This is a genomic window from Saccharopolyspora sp. NPDC050642 (assembly GCF_040654735.1).
Taxonomy (GTDB): Bacteria; Actinomycetota; Actinomycetes; order Mycobacteriales; family Pseudonocardiaceae; genus Saccharopolyspora; species Saccharopolyspora elongata.
Map to the genome: position 1 here is coordinate 412,409 of NZ_JBFAIN010000002.1, position 19,482 is coordinate 431,890.

The window sequence follows — 19,482 nt, forward strand, 5'->3', positions numbered from 1 at the left end:
TTTCAATTGAAACTGCGCACCAGACACGGGCCGGGCCGCAGTTTCAATTGAAACTGCGGCCCGGCCCGTGGTCGATCACTTGGGTTCGAGGACCTCGCGGCCGCCGAGGAACGGGCGCAGCGCCTCGGGCACTCGCACCGAACCGTCCGGCTGCTGGTGGTTCTCCAGGATCGCGACGATCCAGCGGGTCGTCGCCAGCGTGCCGTTGAGGGTGGCGGCGATCTGCGGGCGGCCGTCCTCGTCGCGGTAGCGGGTGTTCAGCCGCCGCGCCTGGAACGTGGTGCAGTTCGACGTCGAGGTCAGCTCGCGGTACGTCTGCTGGCTCGGCACCCACGCCTCGCAGTCGAACTTGCGGGCCGCGCTGGCACCGAGATCCCCCGCCGCCGTGTCGATCACCCGGTAGGGCACCTCGATCTTGGCGAGCATCTCCTCTTCCCACGCCAGCAGCCGCTCGTGCTCGTCGCGGGCCTCGTCCTCCCGGCAGTAGACGAACATCTCCAGCTTGTTGAACTGGTGCACGCGGATGATGCCGCGGGTGTCCCGGCCGTAGGACCCGGCCTCCCGGCGGAAGCACGTCGACCAGCCCGCGTAGCGCAGCGGCCCGGCGGAGAAGTCCACGATCTCGCCCGAGTGGTAGCCGGCCAGCGGGACCTCGGAGGTGCCGACCAGGTAGAGGTCGTCCTCCTCCAGCCGGTACACCTCGGTGGAGTGCGCGCCGAGGAACCCGGTGCCCTCCATGATCTCCGGGCGCACCAGCACCGGCGGCACGACCAGCGTGAAACCGGCGGCGGCGGCCTGCGCGGCGGCCATGTTCAGCAGCGCCAGCTCCAGCTGCGCGCCGATGCCGGTCAGGAAGTAGAACCGGGCGCCCGCGACCTTCGCGCCGCGCTCCATGTCGAAGGCGCCGATCGCGGTGCCCAGCTCGACGTGGTCCTTGATCTCGAAGTCGAACTCCCGCGGCACGCCGACGTGCTTGAGCACGGCGTAGTCTTCCTCGCCGCCCGGCGGCACGTCGGGCTCGACGATGTTGGAGACGGCCTTCTGGGCACGCAGCAGCTCCTCGTCGCCGGCCGACTGCTCCGCCTCGGCCTCCTTGACCTGGGCGGCGAGCTCCTTGGCGCGGGCCAGCAGGGCGTCGCGCTCCTCGCCCTTGGCCTTGCCGACCTGCTTGCCGAGCTGCTTCTGCTCCGCGCGCAGGTTGTCCGCCCGGGACACCGCGGACCTGCGACGCTCGTCGGCGGACAGCAGCGCATCCACCAGGGACGCGTCCTCTCCTCGCGCGCGCTGCGAAGCGCGCACCGCTTCCGGATCATCGCGTAGCGTCTTCAGGTCGATCACAGCTGGTCAGCGTAGTCCGCACCGTCGACCTACCGACCCGCAGGGTGCGCTCAACGCCGTCGCCTGCGCGCACGGGCGCGAGCCACCCGATTTCAGGCGAAACCGGGAAGCCGATCCTGCGGGTCGCGGGGTAGGTGTCAGGCGGTGCCGGGGATGCGGTGCGGGACGAACGCCGCGCCGTCGTCGGTGATCAGGCCCGCCGTCTCGCGGATGCCCAGGCCGGCCGAGGAGTCGCCGACCACCCAGGCGCCGAGCGCGGGGCGCATCCCGTCGAACTCCGGCAGCGGGTCGAACGCCTGGTAGACGTAGCCCTCGTCGCCGTACACGCCGCTCGTCTCGGTCTCCCAGCCCGGCGCGACGACCTGGATGTTGTTGCCCTCGCGGCCCAGGCGGGGCTTGCGCACGTACTCCGTCAGCAGCCCGGGCTGGTCCAGGAACGTCGGCAGCAGGTTCGGGTGCCCCGGGTGCATCTCCCACAGGATCGCGAGCAGCGCCTTGTTGGACAGCAGCATCTTCCACAGCGGTTCGACCCACTGCGTGGCCGGCAGCGTCTTGACGGCGTGCTTGCCGAAGTCGTCGTCGACCATCCACTCCCAGGGGTAGATCTTGACGACGGAGTTCATCGGCGCTTCTTCGAGGTCGACGAAGCGCTCCAGCAGGCTGTCCCAGCCGATCTCCTCGATGGGCAGGCCGACGGTGTCCAGCCCGGCCTCCGCGGCGGTCTCCTGCAGGTAGGCCGCGGTGATGTTGTCCTCACCGGTGACGTCGGCGGACGACCAGGTGAAGTGCGCCTCGTTGGTGGCCAGCTGATCCTTGATCTCGCCCCAGCGCTCGACGAGCTTCTCGTGGATGGAGTTCCACTGGTCGTCGCCCTCGTGGCACTCGGTCAGCCAGTGCCACTGCACGACCGCCGCCTCCAGCAGCGACGTCGGGGTGTCGGCGTTGTACTCCAGCAGCTTCGCCGGGCCGGTGCCGTCGTAGCGCAGGTCGAACCGGCCGTACAGGTGCGGGTCGTGGCGCTTCCAGGACTCGGCGATGTGCGGCCAGACCCACTCCGGGATGCCGAAGTCCTTGTAGCGCTCGGTGGTGACGACGTGGTCGACGGCGTCCAGGCACATCGAGTGCAGCAGCTCGACGTCCGCCTCCAGCGAGAGCACCTCGTCGAGGCTGAACTCGTAGTGCACGCCCTCGTCCCAGTAGGGCCGGGCCGAGCCGTCGGCCGCGCGCGCGGGCGTGCCGAAGACCAGCCCGAGCTCCTCGACCTTGGCCTGCCAGTCCGGTCGTCGTGCCGTGGTCCTGCGCCGCACTCGTCAGCTCCCGCTACTGCCGCTCTTGTTGTTGATGCCGAACCCACCGCGCTGGATGGTCTTGCCGCTGCTGTCCTTGATCGTCGAGCCGGACGGCTTGGTGAACGACGACCCGGACGCGGGCGAGCCGATCGGCGGCGCCGACACGCCGGCGGGTGTGTAGGCGTACCGGTAGGAGTTGTAGCCGCCGATCCCACCGCCGGGCAGGAAGATCGGCATGAAGAACATGCCGCCGCTGTGATAGCCCTGGTGGGAGTTCACGTAGTTCTCGTCGCAGAACTGGTCCTGGTCGCGGACTCCGGGCTGGCCCGACTGGTCCGTGGCGCAGTACTCCTGGGAGGCGTTGGCTTCGTTGCTGATCTCCGACGCGGAGTACATCGCGGCCACCAGCGCCACGACGCCGACCGTCGCGCCGCCGCCGATCATGATGCGGCGCCGCCTCTTCGTCTTCGCCTCCGCTGCCGCTAGCTCGGCGCGGTGCTGCTCCTCGCGGCGCTTCTCCGCGGCGATGCGGGCGCGCTGCTCCGCCAACGTCGGCTCGCGCGGCGTCGTGCTCTCGTCCTGGTACCGGATCCGGCCGCGCCCCGCCGACTCGGGCGACACCGGTTGCTCCGGTTGCTCCGGGTTGCCCGGCGGGTTCCCCCCGCCCCACTGCTGCCGGTCGTCGTCTGCCACTGGCTTGCCATCTTCCGTCATAGCCCCACTCCCGAACGCAACATTACCTACCGTGGCGACGTGTCCGGCAACGAATCGGTTCCGAACATCTGCGATGGCGCCGCGCACGCCGCCACGCGGCGAGGCATCATGTGATCGATGGCAGCGCCCGATTCCCCTCCCAGACCAGGCCGGAACAAGCCCAACACCCGGCTCGTGATGATCTCGGCTGCCATCGGCGCCCTCCTGATCCTGGTGGTCAGCGCGGCGCTGAACTGGCCGACCGGCGGCGGACCCGGCGTCGGCGGGTCCGGCAGGATCGGCTCGGCACCGGCGCCGGAGGTGGTCTTCGAGGCCGCCGCGGGCGACTGCCTGAACTGGACCGAGCCCGACGCCGCCGACATCCGCAAGGTCACCTGTAACGAGCCCCACCTCTTCCAGGTCACCGGCAGCGCGGAGCTGGGCCAGGAGTTCGGCCCCGCCGCCCCGTTCCCGGGCACCGAGCAGTGGCAGCAGCTCAAGCAGCAGCACTGCACCGAGGTGTCGAAGCAGTTCCTGTCGAACCGGTTCGACCCGCACGGCAGGTTCAACGTGGGCGCGTTCACCCCGAGCGAGGAGGGCTGGGGCAACGCCGACCGGACGCTGCACTGCGGCATCCAGCAGCCCGGGCCGTCCGGCAAGCTCTACCCGATCACCGGCAGCGCGGCGAACACGGACCAGTCCAACGTCTACCCGGTCGGCCGCTGCCTGGGCATCAACGGCACCGCCGTGTGGGACCCGGTGGACTGCGCCCGGCCGCACGCGGTGGAGATCACCGGCCTGGTCGACCTGGGCGCGCAGTTCCCCGGCGGCTACCCGGAGGAGAAGCCGCAGGACGACTTCCTGGCGACCAGGTGCGAGGAGCTGACCGGCCAGTACGCGGGCGGCCCGACCGTCGCCAAGGACAAGGGCCTGATCGTCTACTGGGACACGCTGGCGCCGGAGAGCTGGGACGCCGGATCGCGGCAGGTCAACTGCAAGGTCAGCGCGCAGCTGCCGGACGGCAGCGGGCTCGCGCCGGTGACCGGCGGCGTCAAGGGGCAGGTGCAGGTCGGCAGGGAACCGGCGCCGAAGGACACCGCGCCGATCGAGCCGGGCGTGCCCGCGACCGAGCCCCGCTGACGCCCGGGTGCGGTAGAACGGGGTCATGCCGGTGGAGATGACCCGCGTTCGGTTCGAGGAGCTCGTGGGCGACGCCCTCGACCTGCTGCCCGCGGAGTTCGCGGCGGCGATGAACAACGTCGTGGTGCTGGTGGAGGACGCCAACCCCGAGGACCCGTCGCTGCTCGGGCTGTACGAGGGCATCGCGCTGACGGAGCGGGACAGCACCTACAGCGGCGTGCTGCCGGACCGGATCACGATCTACCGCGAACCCCTGCTGGACATGTGCGCGGACGAGGAAGAAGTGGTCGACGAGGTGGCCGTGACAGTGGTGCACGAGATCGCGCACCACTTCGGCATCGACGACGAGAAGCTCCACGCCCTCGGCTGGGGCTGAGCCCACCACCGATGGTGTCCAGTTTCAATTGAAACTGGACACCCGAGACCCCGGAAACCGCAGTTTCGATTGAAACTGGTTCATCAAGTCCTCCAGGGTTCCGACCTGCAGTTTCAATTGAAACTGGGGTCAGGGCGTGTCGAGGCCGTCCCAGGAGAGGCAGCGCCAGCCCGTCCGGGCGTCGGGGTCGGCTTCGAGGACGATCACGCCCGTGTTCGGCAGGTATCTCGCGTTGGCATGGGCGCCGTCGACGTTCGCCGCCAGGGCGCACGCCGCGAGCCGCAGCATCGCGCCGTGGCTGACCAGCGCCACCGCGCCGTCGCCCGCTCCGTTGATGGCGTTGCGAGCCCCCTCAACGAACCGGGTCACCGCCTCGCGGCCGGTTTCCCCGCCGGGCATCGGCACGTCGAGCCGCCCGGCGTGCCAGCTCTCGTAGACGTCGTCGAAGATCTGCAGCGCCTCCTGGTCGCCGCGGCCTTCCAGCTCGCCGACGTAGACCTCGTGCGTTCCGTCGACGACCTCGAGCGGCAGCCGGTGCCGCTGCGCCAGCGGCTGCGCCGTCTGCTGCGCGCGCACCGCGCGGCTCGCGTGCACCGAGATGATCTTCTCATCGGCCAGCCGCTCGGCGAGCCGGGCCGCCTGCTGCTGGCCGAGCTCGGTCAGGCCGGGGCCCGGCGGCAGCGTGTCGAGCAGGTGCGCCACGTTGGCCGGGGTTTGCCCGTGGCGGGCGAGGATCAGGCGCAATCCGGTCGGCGCTTCCAGCAGCAACTCGGTCATGCCAACCGCCCCGCCCGGACGTCGTCGAGCCACTTCGCCGCGACTTCGAACGCCTGCTCCGAGGCCGACGGGCGGACGCCGGCCGGCGAGCGGTCCGCCTTCGGGTAGGAACCGAGGAACCAGACGGTGCTGCAGCGGCGGTGCAGCGCGGTCAGCGCGTCGCCGATCCGGGCGTCCGCGACGTGCCCGTCGAAGTCGAGGAAGAACCGGTACTCGCCGAACCGCTCGCGCAGCGGCCGGGACTCGATGCGGCTGAGGTTGATGCCGCGCAGCGACAGCTCGGCCAGCATGTCGGCCAGCGTGCCGACCTCGTCGCTGATCACCGCGCACACCGACGTGCGGTCCGCGCCGGTGGGCTCCGGCAGGGCGCCGGGGCGGCGGACCAGCAGGAAGCGGGTGACCGCGTCGCGCACGTCGGCGACGCCGCCGGCGAGCCGCACCAGCGACGGGTAGTGCTCGATGGCCACCGGCGCGGAGATCGCCGCGTCGAACTCGCCGGCCGCCGCCGCGGCCGCCCCGGCGGCGGTGGAGCTGGCGGCGTGGACGCTGGCGCCCGGCAGGTTCTCGGCCAGCCACCCGCGGACCTGCGCGAGCGCGTGCGGGTGGCTCGCGACGGTGGCGATCTCGGACAGCGCGATGCCGGGCCGGGCCAGCAGGTCGAACTGCACCGGCAGCACGGCCTCCTGCACCGCGACCAGCGGATCGTCGGTGGTCAGCGCGTCCAGCGTGGCCGGCACCGAGCCTTCGACGGAGTTCTCCACCGGCACCCCGGCGGCAAGCACGTCGCCGGCGCGCACCGCGGCCAGCGCCAGCGGCACGGTCTCGAAGGGCACGAGTTCAGCGTCGAAACCACCGGTCAACTGCCGGGTGGCCTGTTCGGTGAAGGTGCCCGGCGGGCCGAGATACGCGATTTGTGGCACCCGCCCAGACTAAGAGGAGACGTCCCCGGCACGCGGGCAGGTTCCGATGGCGCAACCGAGACACCCGGAAGCCGTACCCGACGATCGTCCGGATGCGCGGCCGGATTGCGTCGGCCTTCCGAGTCCTGCGGCACCCGAGGGACCGGCGGCCGGAATCGGCGCCAGGTGTGACCTACCCGATGCCACCGCGCCGCGCATTCCTGCGATGCTGTGGGGCGTGACCGCAGATTCGGGGCGCTCAGCGGATGGAGCGAAGCCGGAGCTGCAGCTCGTCCTCTGCGCGCTGGACGAGCCGCTGGCCGCCGCCTGGCACGACATCGCCGACAGCCGAGCCGGCCTCTCCGTTCACCAGGGATCGGTCCTCGACCTGCAGGTCGACGCGGTGGTGAGCCCCGCGAACTCCTACGGCTGGATGCGCGGCGGCATCGACGCGGTGTACGCCCGCACCTTCCCCGAGGTGGAGGAGCAGGTCCGCAGCGCGGTGCTGGCTTACCACGGCGGCGAGCTGCCGGTCGGCGAGGCGTTGCTGGTGCCCACCGGCGCCCCGAACCCGATCTGGCTGATCAGCGCTCCCACCATGCGGGAACCCGGCGAGCGGCTGCCCGCCGACACGGTGCACCCGTACCTCGCGGCGCGGGCCGTGCTGCGGCTCTGGGCGAGCGCGGTCCTGGAGAACGGCACGCCGGTCCGGCACGTGGCCCGGTCCGTCGCGATGCCCGGCCTGGGCACCGGCGTCGGCGGGGTGTCGCCGGAGCTGTGCGCGCGGCAGGTCGCCGCGGCGTGGGACGAGGTCTTCGCCCGCGTCGAACAGCTCTGACGAGCCGCTCCCGCGAGGTTCGCCCGGCGGTGCGGACGATCAGGCGGACCCGGATCCGAGTGAGTACCGTCGGGCGCACCGGCCGACCACCCAGGAGGTCCCAGATGCTCATTCGCCGTTTGGCCCGGCCGATGCTCGCCGCGATCTTCATCTACGGCGGGATCGGGGCGTTGCGCGATGCGCCGAGCCACGCGAAGGCCGCCGCGCCGCTGTTGGAGAAGACGACGGCACCGCTCAAGGACTCGCTTCCCGAGCACTTCCCGACCGATCCGGAAACGCTGGTGCGCATCGACGGGGCGGTGAAGATCGGCGCCGGGACCCTGCTGGCGATCGGCAGGTTCCCCCGGCTGGCCGCGCTGCTGCTCGCCGGGAGCGTCGTGCCCACGACGCTGGCCGCGCACGCGTTCTGGGAGATCGACGACCCGCAGGAACGCGCCAACCAGCAGATCCACTTCCTCAAGAACGTCGGGCTGCTCGGCGGGCTGCTGATCACCGCGGTCGACACCGGCGGCAAGCCGTCCGTCGGCTACCGGGCGAAGCGCCGCGCGCGCAAGGTCTCCGCGCACACCCACCAGACCGTCGGCGCGATCAAGGGTGCGAAGAAGGTCAAGAAGTAGCCGCGAATTCCCGGTTTGTCAGGCAACCCTCAGCTCACCACCCGCCGAGCACGTACGTAGCGTGGGGTGCGTGCCAGTGAGGGTCCTGCTAGTCGATGATCATGAGGTGGTCCGGCGCGGGCTCCGCGACCTGCTGGACACCGAGGACGACGTCGAGATCGTGGCGGAGGCCGGCGGCGTCGGCGAAGCCCTGGTGCGAGCGCAGGCGACCGGGCCCGACGTCGCGGTCATCGACATGCGGCTGCCCGACGGCGACGGCCTGGAGCTGTGCCGCAAGCTGCGCGCCCTGCCCGAGCCGCCGTACTGCCTCGTGCTCACCGCCTTCGACGACGAGAGCGCGCTGGTCGGCGCGATCAACGCCGGGGCGTCCGGCTACCTGCTGAAGCAGGTGCGCGGGCAGGACCTGGTCAACGCGGTGCGCGAGGTCGCGGCCGGGCGGTCGCTGCTGGACCCGGTCACCACCGGCCGGGTGCTGGACAGGCTGCGCAAGTCCACCAGTCCCGAACCGGACGAGCTCGCGGCGCTGACCGAGCGGGAGCGCAAGGTGCTGGAGCTGATCGGCGAGGGGCTGACGAACCGGCAGATCGCCGAGCGGCTGTTCCTGGCGGAGAAGACGGTGAAGAACTACGTGACCTCGGTGTTGGCGAAGCTCGGCATGGAGCGCCGCACCCAGGCCGCGGCCTGGGTCGCCCGCCGCCAGGGCCAGAGCTGACCGCGGAACGCGAGCACGCGCGGCTGTGGGCCGCGCCCGGCGGTTCGCAGGTGGAGCTGCTGGCCGCCCGCTTCGAGCGCTTCGCCTTCGACCGGCACAGCCACGAGCAACTCGCCGTCGGCGTCATCGAGCAGGGCGCGGAGGGGCTGCACATGGCGGGCGGCAAGGTGGTGATCCCGGCCGGGCAGTTGGTCGTCTTGAACCCGGGTCAGGTGCACACCGGCTTCGCCGCCGACGAATCCGGCTGGCGGTACCGGATGTTCTACTTCGACACCGCGATGGTCGCCGAACTGGCCCGCGAGCACCTCGGCACCGGTGACGTCTGGTTCCCCGACACCGCCGTGCGGGACGCCGCGCTGTTCGACCGGCTGCGCCGCGCTCACCGGGAGCAGGAGCACGCCGGCGACCCGCTGACCTCGGAGTCCCTGCTGCTCGGCGGCCTGGGTGCGGTGCTGCACCGGCACGCCCGCACCGGGCGGGCGGCCTCCCCCGCGTCCGCCGGGCGCCGCGGCCCGGCGCTTGCCCGGCAGCTGCTGCACGACAGGTGGACCGAGCCCGTCACCGTGGCGGAGCTCAGCGCCGCCGCCGGCATGCCGCGGGCCTCGCTCATCACCGCCTTCCGCCGGGAGTACGGACTGCCGCCGCACGCCTACCTGCTGCGGCTGCGCGCCAACCGCGCCCGCCGGCTGCTGCTGGCCGGGCAGCGACCTGCGGAGGTCGCCGCCACCACCGGCTTCGCCGATCAGGCCCACCTGACCCGCATCTGCAAGCGGTACTTCGGGGTCACGCCCGGCGCGATCCGCCCCTGAACTTTCGTTCAAGACCGCCGCCGGTCGCGCCGCGAGGCTAGGGCCGAGCCGGTGCGGAGCGAAAGGCGGAACGATGGTGTGGGCGATGGCGGTGTCCCCGCTCGTCATGGTGCTGGGAATGATCACGGTGCTGCGCCGGCCGGCGCACTGGGCGGCGGTCGCGGGCGCCGTGCTGGCCGCGCTGCTGACCTGGTGGCTGCCGGACTTCGCGCTGCCGGACGACGCGCTGACCGACGGGGTCGGCGGGGCCGGCCTGCTGGTGCTCAACGCCGCCGCGGTCATGCTGCCCGGCGTCTACCTCAGCCAGGTGCTCACCCGCCGGGGCGTGCACCGATCGCTGCAGGAATGGGTGCGCGGGCTGCCGCTGCCCGGCCCGGCGAAGATCGCCCTCGTGGTGGCGGGCATCGCCCCCACGGTGGAGGCGCTCACCGGATTCGGGGTGTCCCTGCTGGTCACCGTGCCGGTACTGCTCGCCCTCGCGCCGCCCGAGACCGCGCTGCGGCAGGCAATGCTCGGCATGAACATCATGCCGTGGGGCACTCTCGGGCTCGCGACCGTCATCGGCGCCGCGCTCGCAGGCACGGACGTGGCAGTCCTGGGCATCGCCACCGCGGTCACCAGCTGCCTGGTCTTCCCGCTGGTCACCGCGTGGGCGGCGCTGCTGGCCCGCCCGCAGCGCCGGCTCCGCGCCGCCATCGCGGCGGTGCTCGCGGGCGGGTCGCTCTCGCTCGGTTTGCTGGGGCTCGATCTGGCGGGCGTGGTCCAGCCGGCGGGCGTGCTGGCCGGGCTGCTGACCACGGCGATCGGGCTGGTGGTGTGTGCGGTTCGCCGCACCGAGCCGGGCGGTCGGCTGCTGCCGCCGCGGGCGGTCCTGCAGGCCTACGGCCTCGTCCTCGGCGGCATCGCCCTCACCCGCGCGGCGACGGCGGCCGGAGTTCCTCCCCTGGAGCTGCACGCGGGCAACGCGAGCTTCGCGCTGCTGTCCTCGCCGTGCCTCCCGCTGCTGGCCGCCGCCCTGCTGCTGGACCGCGGCCGCCCGCACGCCCCGGATGCTCGCGCCGCGCTGGCTCGCGTCGGACGTCCGCTGCTGGCCCTGACCGGTTTCGTCGTGCTCGGCCGGCTGATGGCGGACAGCGGCATGATCGAGCAGCTGGGCGCGGCGGTCGCCACGGCGCCACCGCTGGTCATCGCGCTGGCCGCGCCCGCGCTCGGCATGCTCAGCGGCTTCCTCACCGGCTCCAACGTCGGCGGCAACGCGCTGATGATGCCGCTGCAGGGGCAGCTCGCCCCGAGCGGCCTGGACGTGTGGTTCGCGGCCCTGCAGAACAGCGCGGCGGGCCACGCCGTCTTCACCTCGTTGCCGATGATCATGCTGGTCCTGGCCGTGGCGGGCGACCGCGCGAAGGGCGCGGGCGTCGCGGAGCACGCCCTGCTGCGCTTCGGCCTGCGGGTGGCGGTCGCGGTGTACGCGGCCTTGGCGGTGACGGCGGTGGCCCTGGTTGTGTGACTGCTGCTCCCCTGACGGACCCCAGAAGCGGAGGTGCGCGATGACCGATCGCGTCGGGATCATCGGCGTCGGCGAGATCGCCCGCGCCATCGTGGAAGGCCTGTGCGCGGGCGTGGACGACCCACCGGAGATCTTCCTCTCCCCCAGGGGCGCGGACGCAGCCGCCGAGCTGGCCCAGCGCTTTTCGCGCGTTCGGGTGTGCGCCGGCAACCAGGACGTGGTCGACCGCGCCGCGGTGGTGATCGTCGCGGTCCGCCCCGCCGACCGCGACGAGGCCCTCGGCGGGCTGGCGGTCGCCGCGGACAAGGTCGTGGTCAGCGCCATGGCCGGCGTGGACGTCGACGAGGTGCGCCGAATCCTCGGCACCGAAGCGCCGGTCGTGCGCTCGATCCCGCTGCCCGCCGCGCGCGAGCGGAAGTCGGTCACCGTCATCTACCCGTCCCACCCGGCCGCGACGGCGCTCTTCGACCGGCTCGGCGGGGCGCTCCCGGCGACGGACGAAGATTCGTTCAACGTCTTCTCCGCGATGACGGCGACCATCACCTCGCACTACCGGTACCTGGTCACGATCGCGGAATGGGCTGCCCGGCAGGGGATTCCGGCGGATGACGCGGACCGGTACGTCCGCGGCCTGTTCCAGGCCGCTGGCCGGGCGCTGGGCGACGAGTCGCGGCCGCTGCCCCGGATCGCGGCCGATCACGAGACGCCGAACGGGACCAACCAGCGAATCCGCACCACCTGGTTCGACGCGGCGAACGTCGGCGCGCTGAACGCGGCGCTCGACGCGCTCCTCGCCGGTTTCAAGTCACCGCGGAGCTGACGCCTCAGGTGGCCGCCGTCAGCGGTACCTCCCAGGTGACCGTGGTGCCGCTGTCCGGCGAAGACGTGATCACGCAGCGGCCGCCTGCCGCGACCGCGCGCTCTTCGAGGTTGCGCAGGCCGCGCTTGCTCACGTCGCGAGGAATTCCGCAGCCGTCGTCCACCACCTGCAGCAACAGCCCCGATTCCGAGCGCCGCACCCGCACCAGCACGGTTTTCGCGCCGGCGTGCCGGACCACGTTGGACAGCGCTTCGCGGAGCGCGGCCCGGGCGTGGTCGGCCACCGGCACCGGCACGTCGCTGAGGTCGCCTTCGATCTCCAACCGCGGCGGCCGGCCCAGCAGTTCCCCGGCGATCTGCACCTCGGAACGCATCGAATCGTCGAGCGCGGGCGCGTGCGCCGGGCCCTCCGGGTCCGCCGAGCGCAGCGTGCGGGCGGTGGCGCGGACCTCGGCGATCGCCTGGTCGATCTGCTCCATCGTCTCGGACAGGCGGGCGGCGTCGGCGGTGTCGAGGCGGCCGGACAGCCGCCGCTCCAGGACCTCCAGCTGCACGCCGGTGGCGTAGAGCCGCTGGACGATCACGTCGTGCAGGTCGCGCGCGATGCGCTCCCGCTCCTGGTAGACGGCGATGCGCTGGCGCGCCGTGGAGCCCTCCGCGAGCACCAGCGCGAGCCCGGCCTGCGCCGCGAACGAGGTCAGCACGTCCACCGCGACCCGGGTGAAGGTGCTGGCGCCGCGCCGCCGGTACACGGCGAGCGCGCCGAGCCGCCGCTCGCGGGTGCCGAACGGCGCGACCGCGAACGGGCCGTAAACCCGCAGCGCAGCGGGGACGTATGGGGCGGTGAGCGGGTCGTCGATCAGGTCGTCGACGACGACCGGCACGCCGCTGCGGGCGACCCGCGCCGCGGCCGAACGCGACGAGAGGACCGTGCCGACCGGGTCGCCGAGCGGGCCGGTCGCGGTGGGCGCGCCGTAGGCGGCCTCGACGGTCAGGCGGCCGTCGTCGGCTCGCACGGTGACGACGCCGAGGTCGGCCTCCGCGAGTTCGGCGGCGCGGCGGACGACCAGCGGGAGGACGGCCTCCGGATCTTCGGCGGACAGCGCCAGCCGGGTGATCTCGGTGGACGCCGCCAGCATGCGCTTGGCGAGGGTGGAATCCATGTCATGCACGAGGCTATAGCTCCCGCGAGCGCGAAGGCGGGTCCGGACGACGCAGGTCACAGCCCATCCGCGGCCCATGCCCGGCCGTCGCGGCGGTCCCGCAGGCCCGGGGCCGTGAGCGCCCCGGCTTGGTGCAGAGGCTGTTCGGGACGTTGCTCTGCGCGCCGATTTCGCGCGAAAACGGCGCCCTCCACGCCTGCCGGATGACGGTTTCGCGCGAAAACGGCGTCCCGCGCCGCGCGGCCGGCCTCCGGCTTCGACACGTCGAAGACGAAGGTCCGCCGCTACCGAGTCCCCGCACCATCGCAGCCAGAACAGCCCCTGCAACGCCCAACGCGCTCACGGCTCCGAAGCTCGCGGCGGTCACGGGAGGGCGCCTTCTCGCTGGGCCTCGCGGACGACCGCGATCTCGCCGGCCTCGACGCGCAGGACGATGTCCGCGTGTTCGGTCTCCGACCAGCGGTGCGTCACGTGGATGACGGTGCGGTCGCGCAACGCGTGGCGCAGGCGGGCGAGCAGCGCCTCCGCGGTCGGCACGTCCAGGTGCGCGGTCGGCTCGTCGAGCAGCACCAGCTCCGCGTCCGCGGCCAGCAGGGCCCGGGCCAGCGCGAGGCGCTGCGCCTCGCCGCCCGACATCGCCGTGCCGCCGCTGCCGACCATCGCGTCCAGCCGCTCCTCCCAGCCCGGCAGCCCCGCCACCCGGAGCGCCTCGCCGAGCTCGCGGTCGTCCGCCTCCGGCGCGGCGAGCCGCAGGTTCTCCCGGACCGTCGTCGACACCAGCTGCGGCTCCTGCGGGCACCACGCGACCTTCCGCGGCACCTGCACGTCGCCCCGCTCGGCCTCCAGGAATCCCAGCAGCAGCGCCAAGATCGTCGACTTCCCGCCGCCGGACGGCCCGACCACCGCGACGTGCGCCCCGGCGGGCACCCGCAAGTCCGCGCCCCGCAAGGCGATTCCGCCCGAACCCGGCCACCGGACATCGACGCCGGTCAGCTCGACACCGGACCGTGCCGCCGGATCAGCGGCGCGGCGTCCCGAATCGGCAGGGACATCACCACCGCGCGCCACCGGATCAGCGGAAAGGGATCCACCGTCCGAGCCGACCGCCAGCAGCGGCGCCAGACGCGCTTGCGCTGCGCGCAACGACTTCCACTGCTGCGCAGCGGGCGGCAGCAACGCGACGGCTTCCGCCGCGGCGAGCGGCACCAGTCCGAGCAGCGGAGCCAGCTCCGGTGCCAACCGGCCTTCGGCCACCGCCGCCGCCCCGAACCACGCTCCGCCGAGCACCGCGATCCCGACGAGGAGCGTGTTCACGGCCGTGGCGGCGCCCGCGCCGAAGGCCGCTCGGCGGGCACGGGCAGCGAGGCGCTCGTCGGCGGCGGCCAGTTCGGCTCGACGCTCCTCGTGCGCGCCGAAGGCGAGCAGTTCCGCCGAGCCGTCGAGCAGCGCGAGGACACGAGCCGCGACGTGGCGGCGCCCTTCCGCCACGGCAGCGGTCGCGCGGCGCTCCGCGGCGAGCGCAGCGAGCGGACTCGCGACGAAAGCGACGAGCAGCGCAGCTGCGAGCACCGCGCCCGCTTCGGGGAGCACCAGCGTTTGGAGCACCACCGCAGCGACCACGACGACCGCCGCGACCAGCGGCGGGAGGATCACGCGCGGCTCCAGGTCGCGAACGGAGTCGACATCGTCGACGAGGCGCGCGACGCCCTCGCCGCGGCGGAGCCCGGCGGTGCGCACCGGCCCGAGTCGCACGAGGGCATCCCACAGCTGCCGCCGGAGGCGGCCGGAGAGCCGGAAGGCGGCGTCATGCGTGACGAGCCGCTCCGCGTAGCGGAGCACCGCGCGCGACAGCGCGAAGGTGCGCACGCCCACGACCGCGACGGAGAGCGTGAGGATCGGCGGCTGCTGCGAAGCGCGGGCGATCAGCCAGGCCGACGTCGCGGTCAGCGCGAGGCCGGAGAGCAGCGAGAGCGCGCCGAGGCCGACGCCGAGGAGCGTTCGCGGCGTGATCAGGTCGCGGATGCGACCGGTCGCCGCAGGCAGGTCGGGCGGGGCGGCCGGAAGGGCCGCGGTGGCCGCTTCGGGTTCGGCTTCGGCCGCCTCCGGGCGGTGGCTGGCGAGCACGACCGTCGCGCCCGCTTCGGCGGCGCGGCGGACCGCCTCGTTGACCTGGTGGGCCGTTGCGGCGTCCAGGTGCGCGGTCGGCTCGTCGAGCAGCAGGATCTTCGCGTCGCCGCGCAGCCTCAGCAGGGCGCGGGCCACCGCGACCCGTTGACGCTCCCCTGTGGACAGTTCGTCGATGCGGCGGTCGCGGAGATGGGCGGCGGCCGCGTCGGCGAGCGCTTCGTCGACGTGCGCCGTCAGGTCGGGTTGGTCGGCGGTGGCGACGGTGAGCTCGTCTGCGACGGTGCCGCCGGTGAACGTCGGGCGCTGCGGCACCCACGCGATGCGGCGGCGCCACTCGGCCGGGCCCAGCTCGGCGATGTCCACGTCGTCGCAGGTGATCGTGCCGCTTTCCGGGGCGGCGAAGCCGAGCAGCACCGACATCGTCGTCGACTTGCCGCTGCCGCTCGGCCCGATCCCGTCGAAGCCCTCCAGCCGCACGATCTCGCCGGGCCGCGCCACGAAGCTCAGGCCGTCCGGCGCGAACCCGTCCCGCCGACGCACCCGCAAACCGGCCACCCGAACCGTCCCGCCCGAGCCCCCGGGTTCGCCGGTTCCCCGCACCGCAAGACCGTCCCGCCCGGGTTCGGGGTGACCGTCCCGCACGATCTCGTCGACCCGGCGGACGGCTTCGACGCCGTCTTCGCTCGCGTGGTGCGCCGCTCCCGCCGCGCGCAGCGGCAGATAGCACTCCGGCGCGAGGATCAGCACCAGCAGGCCCGTCGCCAGGTCGAGGTCGCCGGAGACCAGCCGCAGGCCGATGCCGACCGCCACCATCGCCACCGACAGCGACGACAGCAGCTCCAGGACCAGCGCGGAGAGGAAGGCGATGCGCAGCGTCGCGATCGTGGTGCGGCGGTGCGAGTCGCTGACGCGGCGGACGACCTCGCCCTGCGCTCGCGCCCGCCCGAACGCCGTCAGCACCGGCAGCGCCCGGATCAGCTCCAGCAGTTGCCCGGACAGGCGCTGCACCGCGTCGGCGGCGCGCGAGGTGCGCTGCTCGGTGTACTTGCCGACGAGCCACGCGAACAGCGGGATCAGCGGCACGGTGATCACGATGACCAGCGCGGAGACCCAGTCGGAGAACAGGATCCAGGCCCCCACCAGCGGCGGCACCACCGCGGCGGTCACCAGCGCGGGCAGGTACTTGGTGAAGTACGCGTCGAGCGCGTCGAGGCCCTTGGTGGCGAGCGCGGTCAGCTCGGCCGGGCCGCGCCGGTGGATCCACTCCGGGCCCCGCCGCAGCGCGGAATCCAGCAGCAGGCCGCGCAGCTCCTCCTTCGCGCCCGCCGCCGCCCGGGCGGACACCGACTCGGTCGCCCAGCCCAGCGCGGCCCGCGCCACCACCGCGCCGGCGAGCACCACCAGGTGGTCGCCGATCTCCTCCGGCGAGGCAGCGCTGGTCACCACGGCCGCGAGCGCGCTGCCCAACGCCCAGGCCTGCACGATCAGCGCGGCCGCGTTGCCGACGGAGAGCAGCCCGGCCACGACGAGCGCGCGCCGGGCCGACCCCGAAAGCCGGGGCAGAGCTCCGAGCGGACCCATCACGAACTCCCTACTGTTTCCAGGCTCGTCTTGCGTAGCGGTGCGGGTAGCGGCCCCCCTGCGGGAATTACGGCCGCCTTCTCGCTGTGGGATCCCCGACTTACGTATGACCAATACGCGGCATCGGGGCTGTCCTCGCGAGAAGACGTCTGAGAACCCGCGGCGGTGCAAGTTGCTCAGGTGGGCTAAGCGGCTGCGCCGCTTCAACGACAAAGATCAAACCTGGATTGTTTCAGCAGATGGCGAGCCAGCTGAAACCGTCAGGCACTGGGCACGTGCACCGGCGGGATGTGCTTGGTGCCGATGCGCTTGCGGAACACCCAGTACGTCCAGCCCTGGTAGATCAGCACCGCCGGGGTGCCGAAGGCCCCGACCCAGGTGATCACCGTCAGCGTGTACGGGCTGGACGCGGTGTCCGCGATGGACAACGACCACGCCGGGTCCAAGGTGGACGGGATCACGTTCGGCCACAGCGCGCCGAACAGGGTCACCACCACGCTGGCCAGCGCCACGCCCTGCAGCGCGAACGCCTGGCCGTCCCGCCACCGGTACAGCCGGGCCAGCCCGGCCAGCGCCGCGACCAGCGCGATCACCAGCGGCACCCAGGTCCATGCCTCGCCCTCCCGGAGCTGCGCGATGACCACCAGCGCGATCACCGGCAGCAGCAGCGGCACCCCGGCCCGCAGCGCGAACCGCCGCGCCCGCTCCCGGATCTCGCCCTCGGTCTTGAGCGACAGGAACACCGCGCCGTGCAGCAGCGAGAACGCGCACATCGCGAGCGCGCCGATCACGTTCGGCAGCGCGAAGATCGTCCACCAGCCGCCGACCCGGTCGCCGTTGGCGTCCAGCGGCAGCCCGAAGACGCTCGCGGACAGCACCAGCCCCACGATCAGCGGCGAGATCCACGAGGCGAGCACGATCACCACGTCCCAGGTGCGCCGCCAGCGGGCGGTGTCCACCTTGCCGCGGTACTCGAACGCCACGCCACGCCCGATCAGCGCCAGCAGCAGCACCAGGAGCGGCAGGTAGGCCGTGCTCAACAGGGACGCGTACCAGCCGGGGAAGGCGGCGAAGGTCGCGCCGATCGCGACGATCAACCAGACCTCGTTGCCGTCCCAGACCGGGCCGATCGTGTTGATCAGCACCCGCCGCTCCTCGTTGCGGCGGCCCAGCACCGGCAGCAGCATGCCGACGCCGAAGTCGAAGCCCTCCAGGAACAGGTAGCCCAGCCACAGCAGGGCGATCACGCAGAACCAGAAGGTGGGCAGATCCATCGCAGGTGCAGCCTCTCAGTACGCGAAGGACAGGGCTTCGTCGTCGGACTTCTCCTCGCCCTCCGGCGGTTTCGGCGGCATCACCCCGTCGAAGCCGCCGCGCACGTAGCGGACGATCAGGAAGATCTCCACGATCGCGAGCACCCCGTACAGCACGGTCAGGGCGATCACCGAGGTCAGCAACTCGCCGGGGGACACCCCCGAGGACACGGCCGACGCGGTGAACATCCACACGCCGTCGACGCCGGACGGATCGGGGTTGGGCACCACCACGAACGGCTGGCGGCCCATCTCGGTGAACACCCAGCCGGCGATGTTGCCGAGGAACGGCAGCGCGATGCTCAGCACCGCCAGCGGTGCCCACCACTTGCCCGGCGGGAACTTCCGCTTGCGGGTCAACCAGAGCACGAACACCGCACCGAGCGCGGCCAGGCCGCCGAAGCCGATCATGAACCGGAAGCCCCAGTAGGTCACCGGCAGGTTCGGCGTGTAGTCGATCGGCTGCCCGGCGAACGAGCCCAGCCGCGGGTCGTCCGGGTAGTGCGTGCCGTACTTGGCCTGGTACTCCGGGATCAGCGCCTGCACGCCCTTGACCTCGCTGGAGAAGTCGCCTTCGGCGAGGTAGGACAGGATGTAGGGCACCGTGATGCTCTTGACGTTCTCGCAGTCGGGCCGGCTGACGTCGCCGATCGCGAAGATCGAGAAGCTGGCGGGCGCCTCGCTGTGGCACAGCGCCTCCGCGGACGCCATCTTCATGGGCTGCTGCTGGAACATCAGCTTGCCCTGGATGTCACCGGAGATCGCCAGCCCGGCGAAGGCGATCACCGCGACCCACGCGCCCAGCCGCAGCGAGCCGTGCCAGGCGCGGCGGTCCTCGTCGTCCGGGTCGGACTTGCGGTGGTGGCGGGCGATCTGCCAGGCGGCGATGCCGATCAGGAACGAGCCGGCGACCGCGAAGCAGCCGAACACGGTGTGCGGGAACGCGGCGAGCAAGGTGTTGTTGGCCAGCACTTCCCAGATCGAGGTCAGCCGGGGCCGGCCGTCGACCACCTCGATGCCGACCGGGTGCTGCATCCACGAGTTGGCGGCCAGGATGAAGTACGCGGACAGCACGGTGGCCAGCGAGAACGCCCAGGCGCAGGCCAGGTGCACGCCCTTGGACAGCCGGTCCCAGCCGAAGATCCACAGGCCGAGGAAGGTCGACTCGACGAAGAACGCGAGCAGGCCCTCCATGGCCAGCGGCGCGCCGAAGACGTCGCCGACGAAGCGCGAGTAGGAGCTCCAGGCCATGCCGAACTGGAATTCCTGCACGATGCCGGTGACCACGCCCATGGCGAAGTTGATCAGCATCAACTTGCCCCAGAACTTGGTCATCTTCAGGTAGCGCCGCTTGCCGGTGCGGTACCAGGCGGTCTGCATGCCGGCGACCAGGATCGCCAGCCCGATGGTCAGCGGCACCATCAGGAAGTGGTAGACGGTAGTGATCCCGAACTGCCATCGGGCGATGTCGAGCAGATCCACGG

The 19,482-nt window shown here is 72.4% G+C and carries 17 protein-coding genes; 8 read left to right on the forward strand and 9 right to left on the reverse strand.

Translation table 11 applies throughout. From position 1 onward, the window contains the following. Positions 1 to 75: 75 nt before the first annotated feature. The 3 genes from serS to AB0H93_RS05695 form a co-directional block, all read right to left on the reverse strand. On the reverse strand, positions 76 to 1,338 hold the full coding sequence (serS, locus tag AB0H93_RS05685) for a serine--tRNA ligase (RefSeq protein WP_358567911.1): 1,263 nt from the start codon (positions 1,336 to 1,338) through the stop codon (positions 76 to 78). Between the two features lie 137 nt (positions 1,339 to 1,475). Continuing rightward, a complete protein-coding gene (locus AB0H93_RS05690; protein WP_358567914.1) occupies positions 1,476 to 2,645 on the reverse strand; it encodes a glutathionylspermidine synthase family protein in 1,170 nt (389 codons plus the stop codon). Between the two features lie 3 nt (positions 2,646 to 2,648). Beyond that, positions 2,649 to 3,320 carry a hypothetical protein gene (locus AB0H93_RS05695; RefSeq protein ID WP_358567917.1) on the reverse strand — a complete coding sequence of 224 codons (672 nt, stop codon included), beginning with the start codon at positions 3,318 to 3,320 and terminating at the stop codon, positions 2,649 to 2,651. 138 nt (positions 3,321 to 3,458) lie between these two features. Here AB0H93_RS05695 and AB0H93_RS05700 point away from each other — a divergent pair, with 138 nt between their 5' ends. Together AB0H93_RS05700 and AB0H93_RS05705 are read left to right on the forward strand one after the other, a co-directional pair. Beyond that, entirely contained in the window at positions 3,459 to 4,460 is a 1,002-nt protein-coding gene (locus AB0H93_RS05700; RefSeq protein ID WP_358567920.1) for a septum formation family protein, read from the forward strand. Between the two features lie 25 nt (positions 4,461 to 4,485). After that, a complete protein-coding gene (locus AB0H93_RS05705; RefSeq protein ID WP_132479255.1) occupies positions 4,486 to 4,836 on the forward strand; it encodes a metallopeptidase family protein in 351 nt (116 codons plus the stop codon). A gap of 129 nt (positions 4,837 to 4,965) precedes the next feature. Here AB0H93_RS05705 and AB0H93_RS05710 read toward each other — a convergent pair whose 3' ends face one another. Both AB0H93_RS05710 and pheA read right to left on the reverse strand, forming a co-directional pair. Next, positions 4,966 to 5,613 carry a histidine phosphatase family protein gene (locus tag AB0H93_RS05710; protein WP_358567923.1) on the reverse strand — a complete coding sequence of 216 codons (648 nt, stop codon included), beginning with the start codon at positions 5,611 to 5,613 and terminating at the stop codon, positions 4,966 to 4,968. Then, the gene (pheA, locus tag AB0H93_RS05715; RefSeq protein ID WP_358567926.1) at positions 5,610 to 6,533 is read right to left on the reverse strand and encodes a prephenate dehydratase; all 924 of its coding nucleotides are present in this window, start codon (positions 6,531 to 6,533) and stop codon (positions 5,610 to 5,612) included. Before pheA ends, AB0H93_RS05710 begins: the two co-directional genes overlap by 4 nt. Positions 6,534 to 6,738: 205 nt before the next feature. Between pheA and AB0H93_RS05720 the strand changes: the two genes are divergently transcribed. The 6 genes from AB0H93_RS05720 (at position 6,739) to AB0H93_RS05745 (ending at position 11,815) form a co-directional block, all read left to right on the forward strand. Then, a complete protein-coding gene (locus AB0H93_RS05720; RefSeq protein ID WP_358567929.1) occupies positions 6,739 to 7,350 on the forward strand; it encodes a macro domain-containing protein in 612 nt (203 codons plus the stop codon). Between the two features lie 104 nt (positions 7,351 to 7,454). Continuing rightward, entirely contained in the window at positions 7,455 to 7,967 is a 513-nt protein-coding gene (locus AB0H93_RS05725) for a DoxX family protein (protein WP_358567932.1), read from the forward strand. Positions 7,968 to 8,037: 70 nt separating this feature from the next. After that, complete coding sequence (locus AB0H93_RS05730; protein ID WP_165967919.1) at positions 8,038 to 8,679, forward strand: response regulator transcription factor; 642 nt, start codon at positions 8,038 to 8,040, stop codon at positions 8,677 to 8,679. 50 nt (positions 8,680 to 8,729) lie between these two features. Further along, positions 8,730 to 9,488, forward strand: a complete 759-nt coding sequence (locus AB0H93_RS05735) for an AraC family transcriptional regulator (protein WP_358567936.1) — start codon at positions 8,730 to 8,732, stop codon at positions 9,486 to 9,488. 85 nt (positions 9,489 to 9,573) lie between these two features. Beyond that, a complete protein-coding gene (locus tag AB0H93_RS05740; RefSeq protein ID WP_358567939.1) occupies positions 9,574 to 10,995 on the forward strand; it encodes an L-lactate permease in 1,422 nt (473 codons plus the stop codon). A gap of 40 nt (positions 10,996 to 11,035) precedes the next feature. Further along, positions 11,036 to 11,815, forward strand: a complete 780-nt coding sequence (locus AB0H93_RS05745; RefSeq protein ID WP_358567942.1) for an NAD(P)-binding domain-containing protein — start codon at positions 11,036 to 11,038, stop codon at positions 11,813 to 11,815. Positions 11,816 to 11,819: 4 nt separating this feature from the next. Here the strand turns inward: AB0H93_RS05745 and AB0H93_RS05750 are convergent, their stop codons facing one another. The 4 genes from AB0H93_RS05750 to AB0H93_RS05765 all read right to left on the reverse strand — a co-directional run bounded on the left by AB0H93_RS05750 (position 11,820) and on the right by AB0H93_RS05765 (position 19,480). Then, the gene (locus AB0H93_RS05750) at positions 11,820 to 12,977 is read right to left on the reverse strand and encodes a GAF domain-containing sensor histidine kinase (protein ID WP_358567945.1); all 1,158 of its coding nucleotides are present in this window, start codon (positions 12,975 to 12,977) and stop codon (positions 11,820 to 11,822) included. Between the two features lie 363 nt (positions 12,978 to 13,340). Then, on the reverse strand, positions 13,341 to 16,685 hold the full coding sequence (gene cydD, locus AB0H93_RS05755) for a thiol reductant ABC exporter subunit CydD (protein ID WP_358567948.1): 3,345 nt from the start codon (positions 16,683 to 16,685) through the stop codon (positions 13,341 to 13,343). Between the two features lie 260 nt (positions 16,686 to 16,945). Next, complete coding sequence (cydB, locus tag AB0H93_RS05760) at positions 16,946 to 17,959, reverse strand: cytochrome d ubiquinol oxidase subunit II (protein ID WP_358567951.1); 1,014 nt, start codon at positions 17,957 to 17,959, stop codon at positions 16,946 to 16,948. Positions 17,960 to 17,974: 15 nt separating this feature from the next. Then, positions 17,975 to 19,480 carry a cytochrome ubiquinol oxidase subunit I gene (locus tag AB0H93_RS05765; RefSeq protein ID WP_358567954.1) on the reverse strand — a complete coding sequence of 502 codons (1,506 nt, stop codon included), beginning with the start codon at positions 19,478 to 19,480 and terminating at the stop codon, positions 17,975 to 17,977. Positions 19,481 to 19,482 lie beyond the last annotated feature (2 nt).

Excerpts from the sequence above, each read along its gene's own strand:
- cydB (WP_358567951.1), bottom strand. The coding sequence starts at position 17,959 with ATGGATCTGCCCACCTTCTGGTTCTGCGTGATCGCCCTGCTGTGGCTG.
- AB0H93_RS05720 (WP_358567929.1), top strand. The coding sequence starts at position 6,739 with ATGCTGTGGGGCGTGACCGCAGATTCGGGGCGCTCAGCGGATGGAGCG.
- AB0H93_RS05700 (WP_358567920.1), top strand. The coding sequence starts at position 3,459 with ATGGCAGCGCCCGATTCCCCTCCCAGACCAGGCCGGAACAAGCCCAAC.
- AB0H93_RS05725 (WP_358567932.1), top strand. The coding sequence starts at position 7,455 with ATGCTCATTCGCCGTTTGGCCCGGCCGATGCTCGCCGCGATCTTCATC.
- AB0H93_RS05745 (WP_358567942.1), top strand. The coding sequence starts at position 11,036 with ATGACCGATCGCGTCGGGATCATCGGCGTCGGCGAGATCGCCCGCGCC.
- AB0H93_RS05710 (WP_358567923.1), bottom strand. The coding sequence starts at position 5,613 with ATGACCGAGTTGCTGCTGGAAGCGCCGACCGGATTGCGCCTGATCCTC.
- AB0H93_RS05750 (WP_358567945.1), bottom strand. The coding sequence starts at position 12,977 with ATGGATTCCACCCTCGCCAAGCGCATGCTGGCGGCGTCCACCGAGATC.
- AB0H93_RS05705 (WP_132479255.1), top strand. The coding sequence starts at position 4,486 with ATGCCGGTGGAGATGACCCGCGTTCGGTTCGAGGAGCTCGTGGGCGAC.
- AB0H93_RS05740 (WP_358567939.1), top strand. The coding sequence starts at position 9,574 with ATGGCGGTGTCCCCGCTCGTCATGGTGCTGGGAATGATCACGGTGCTG.
- cydD (WP_358567948.1), bottom strand. The coding sequence starts at position 16,685 with ATGGGTCCGCTCGGAGCTCTGCCCCGGCTTTCGGGGTCGGCCCGGCGC.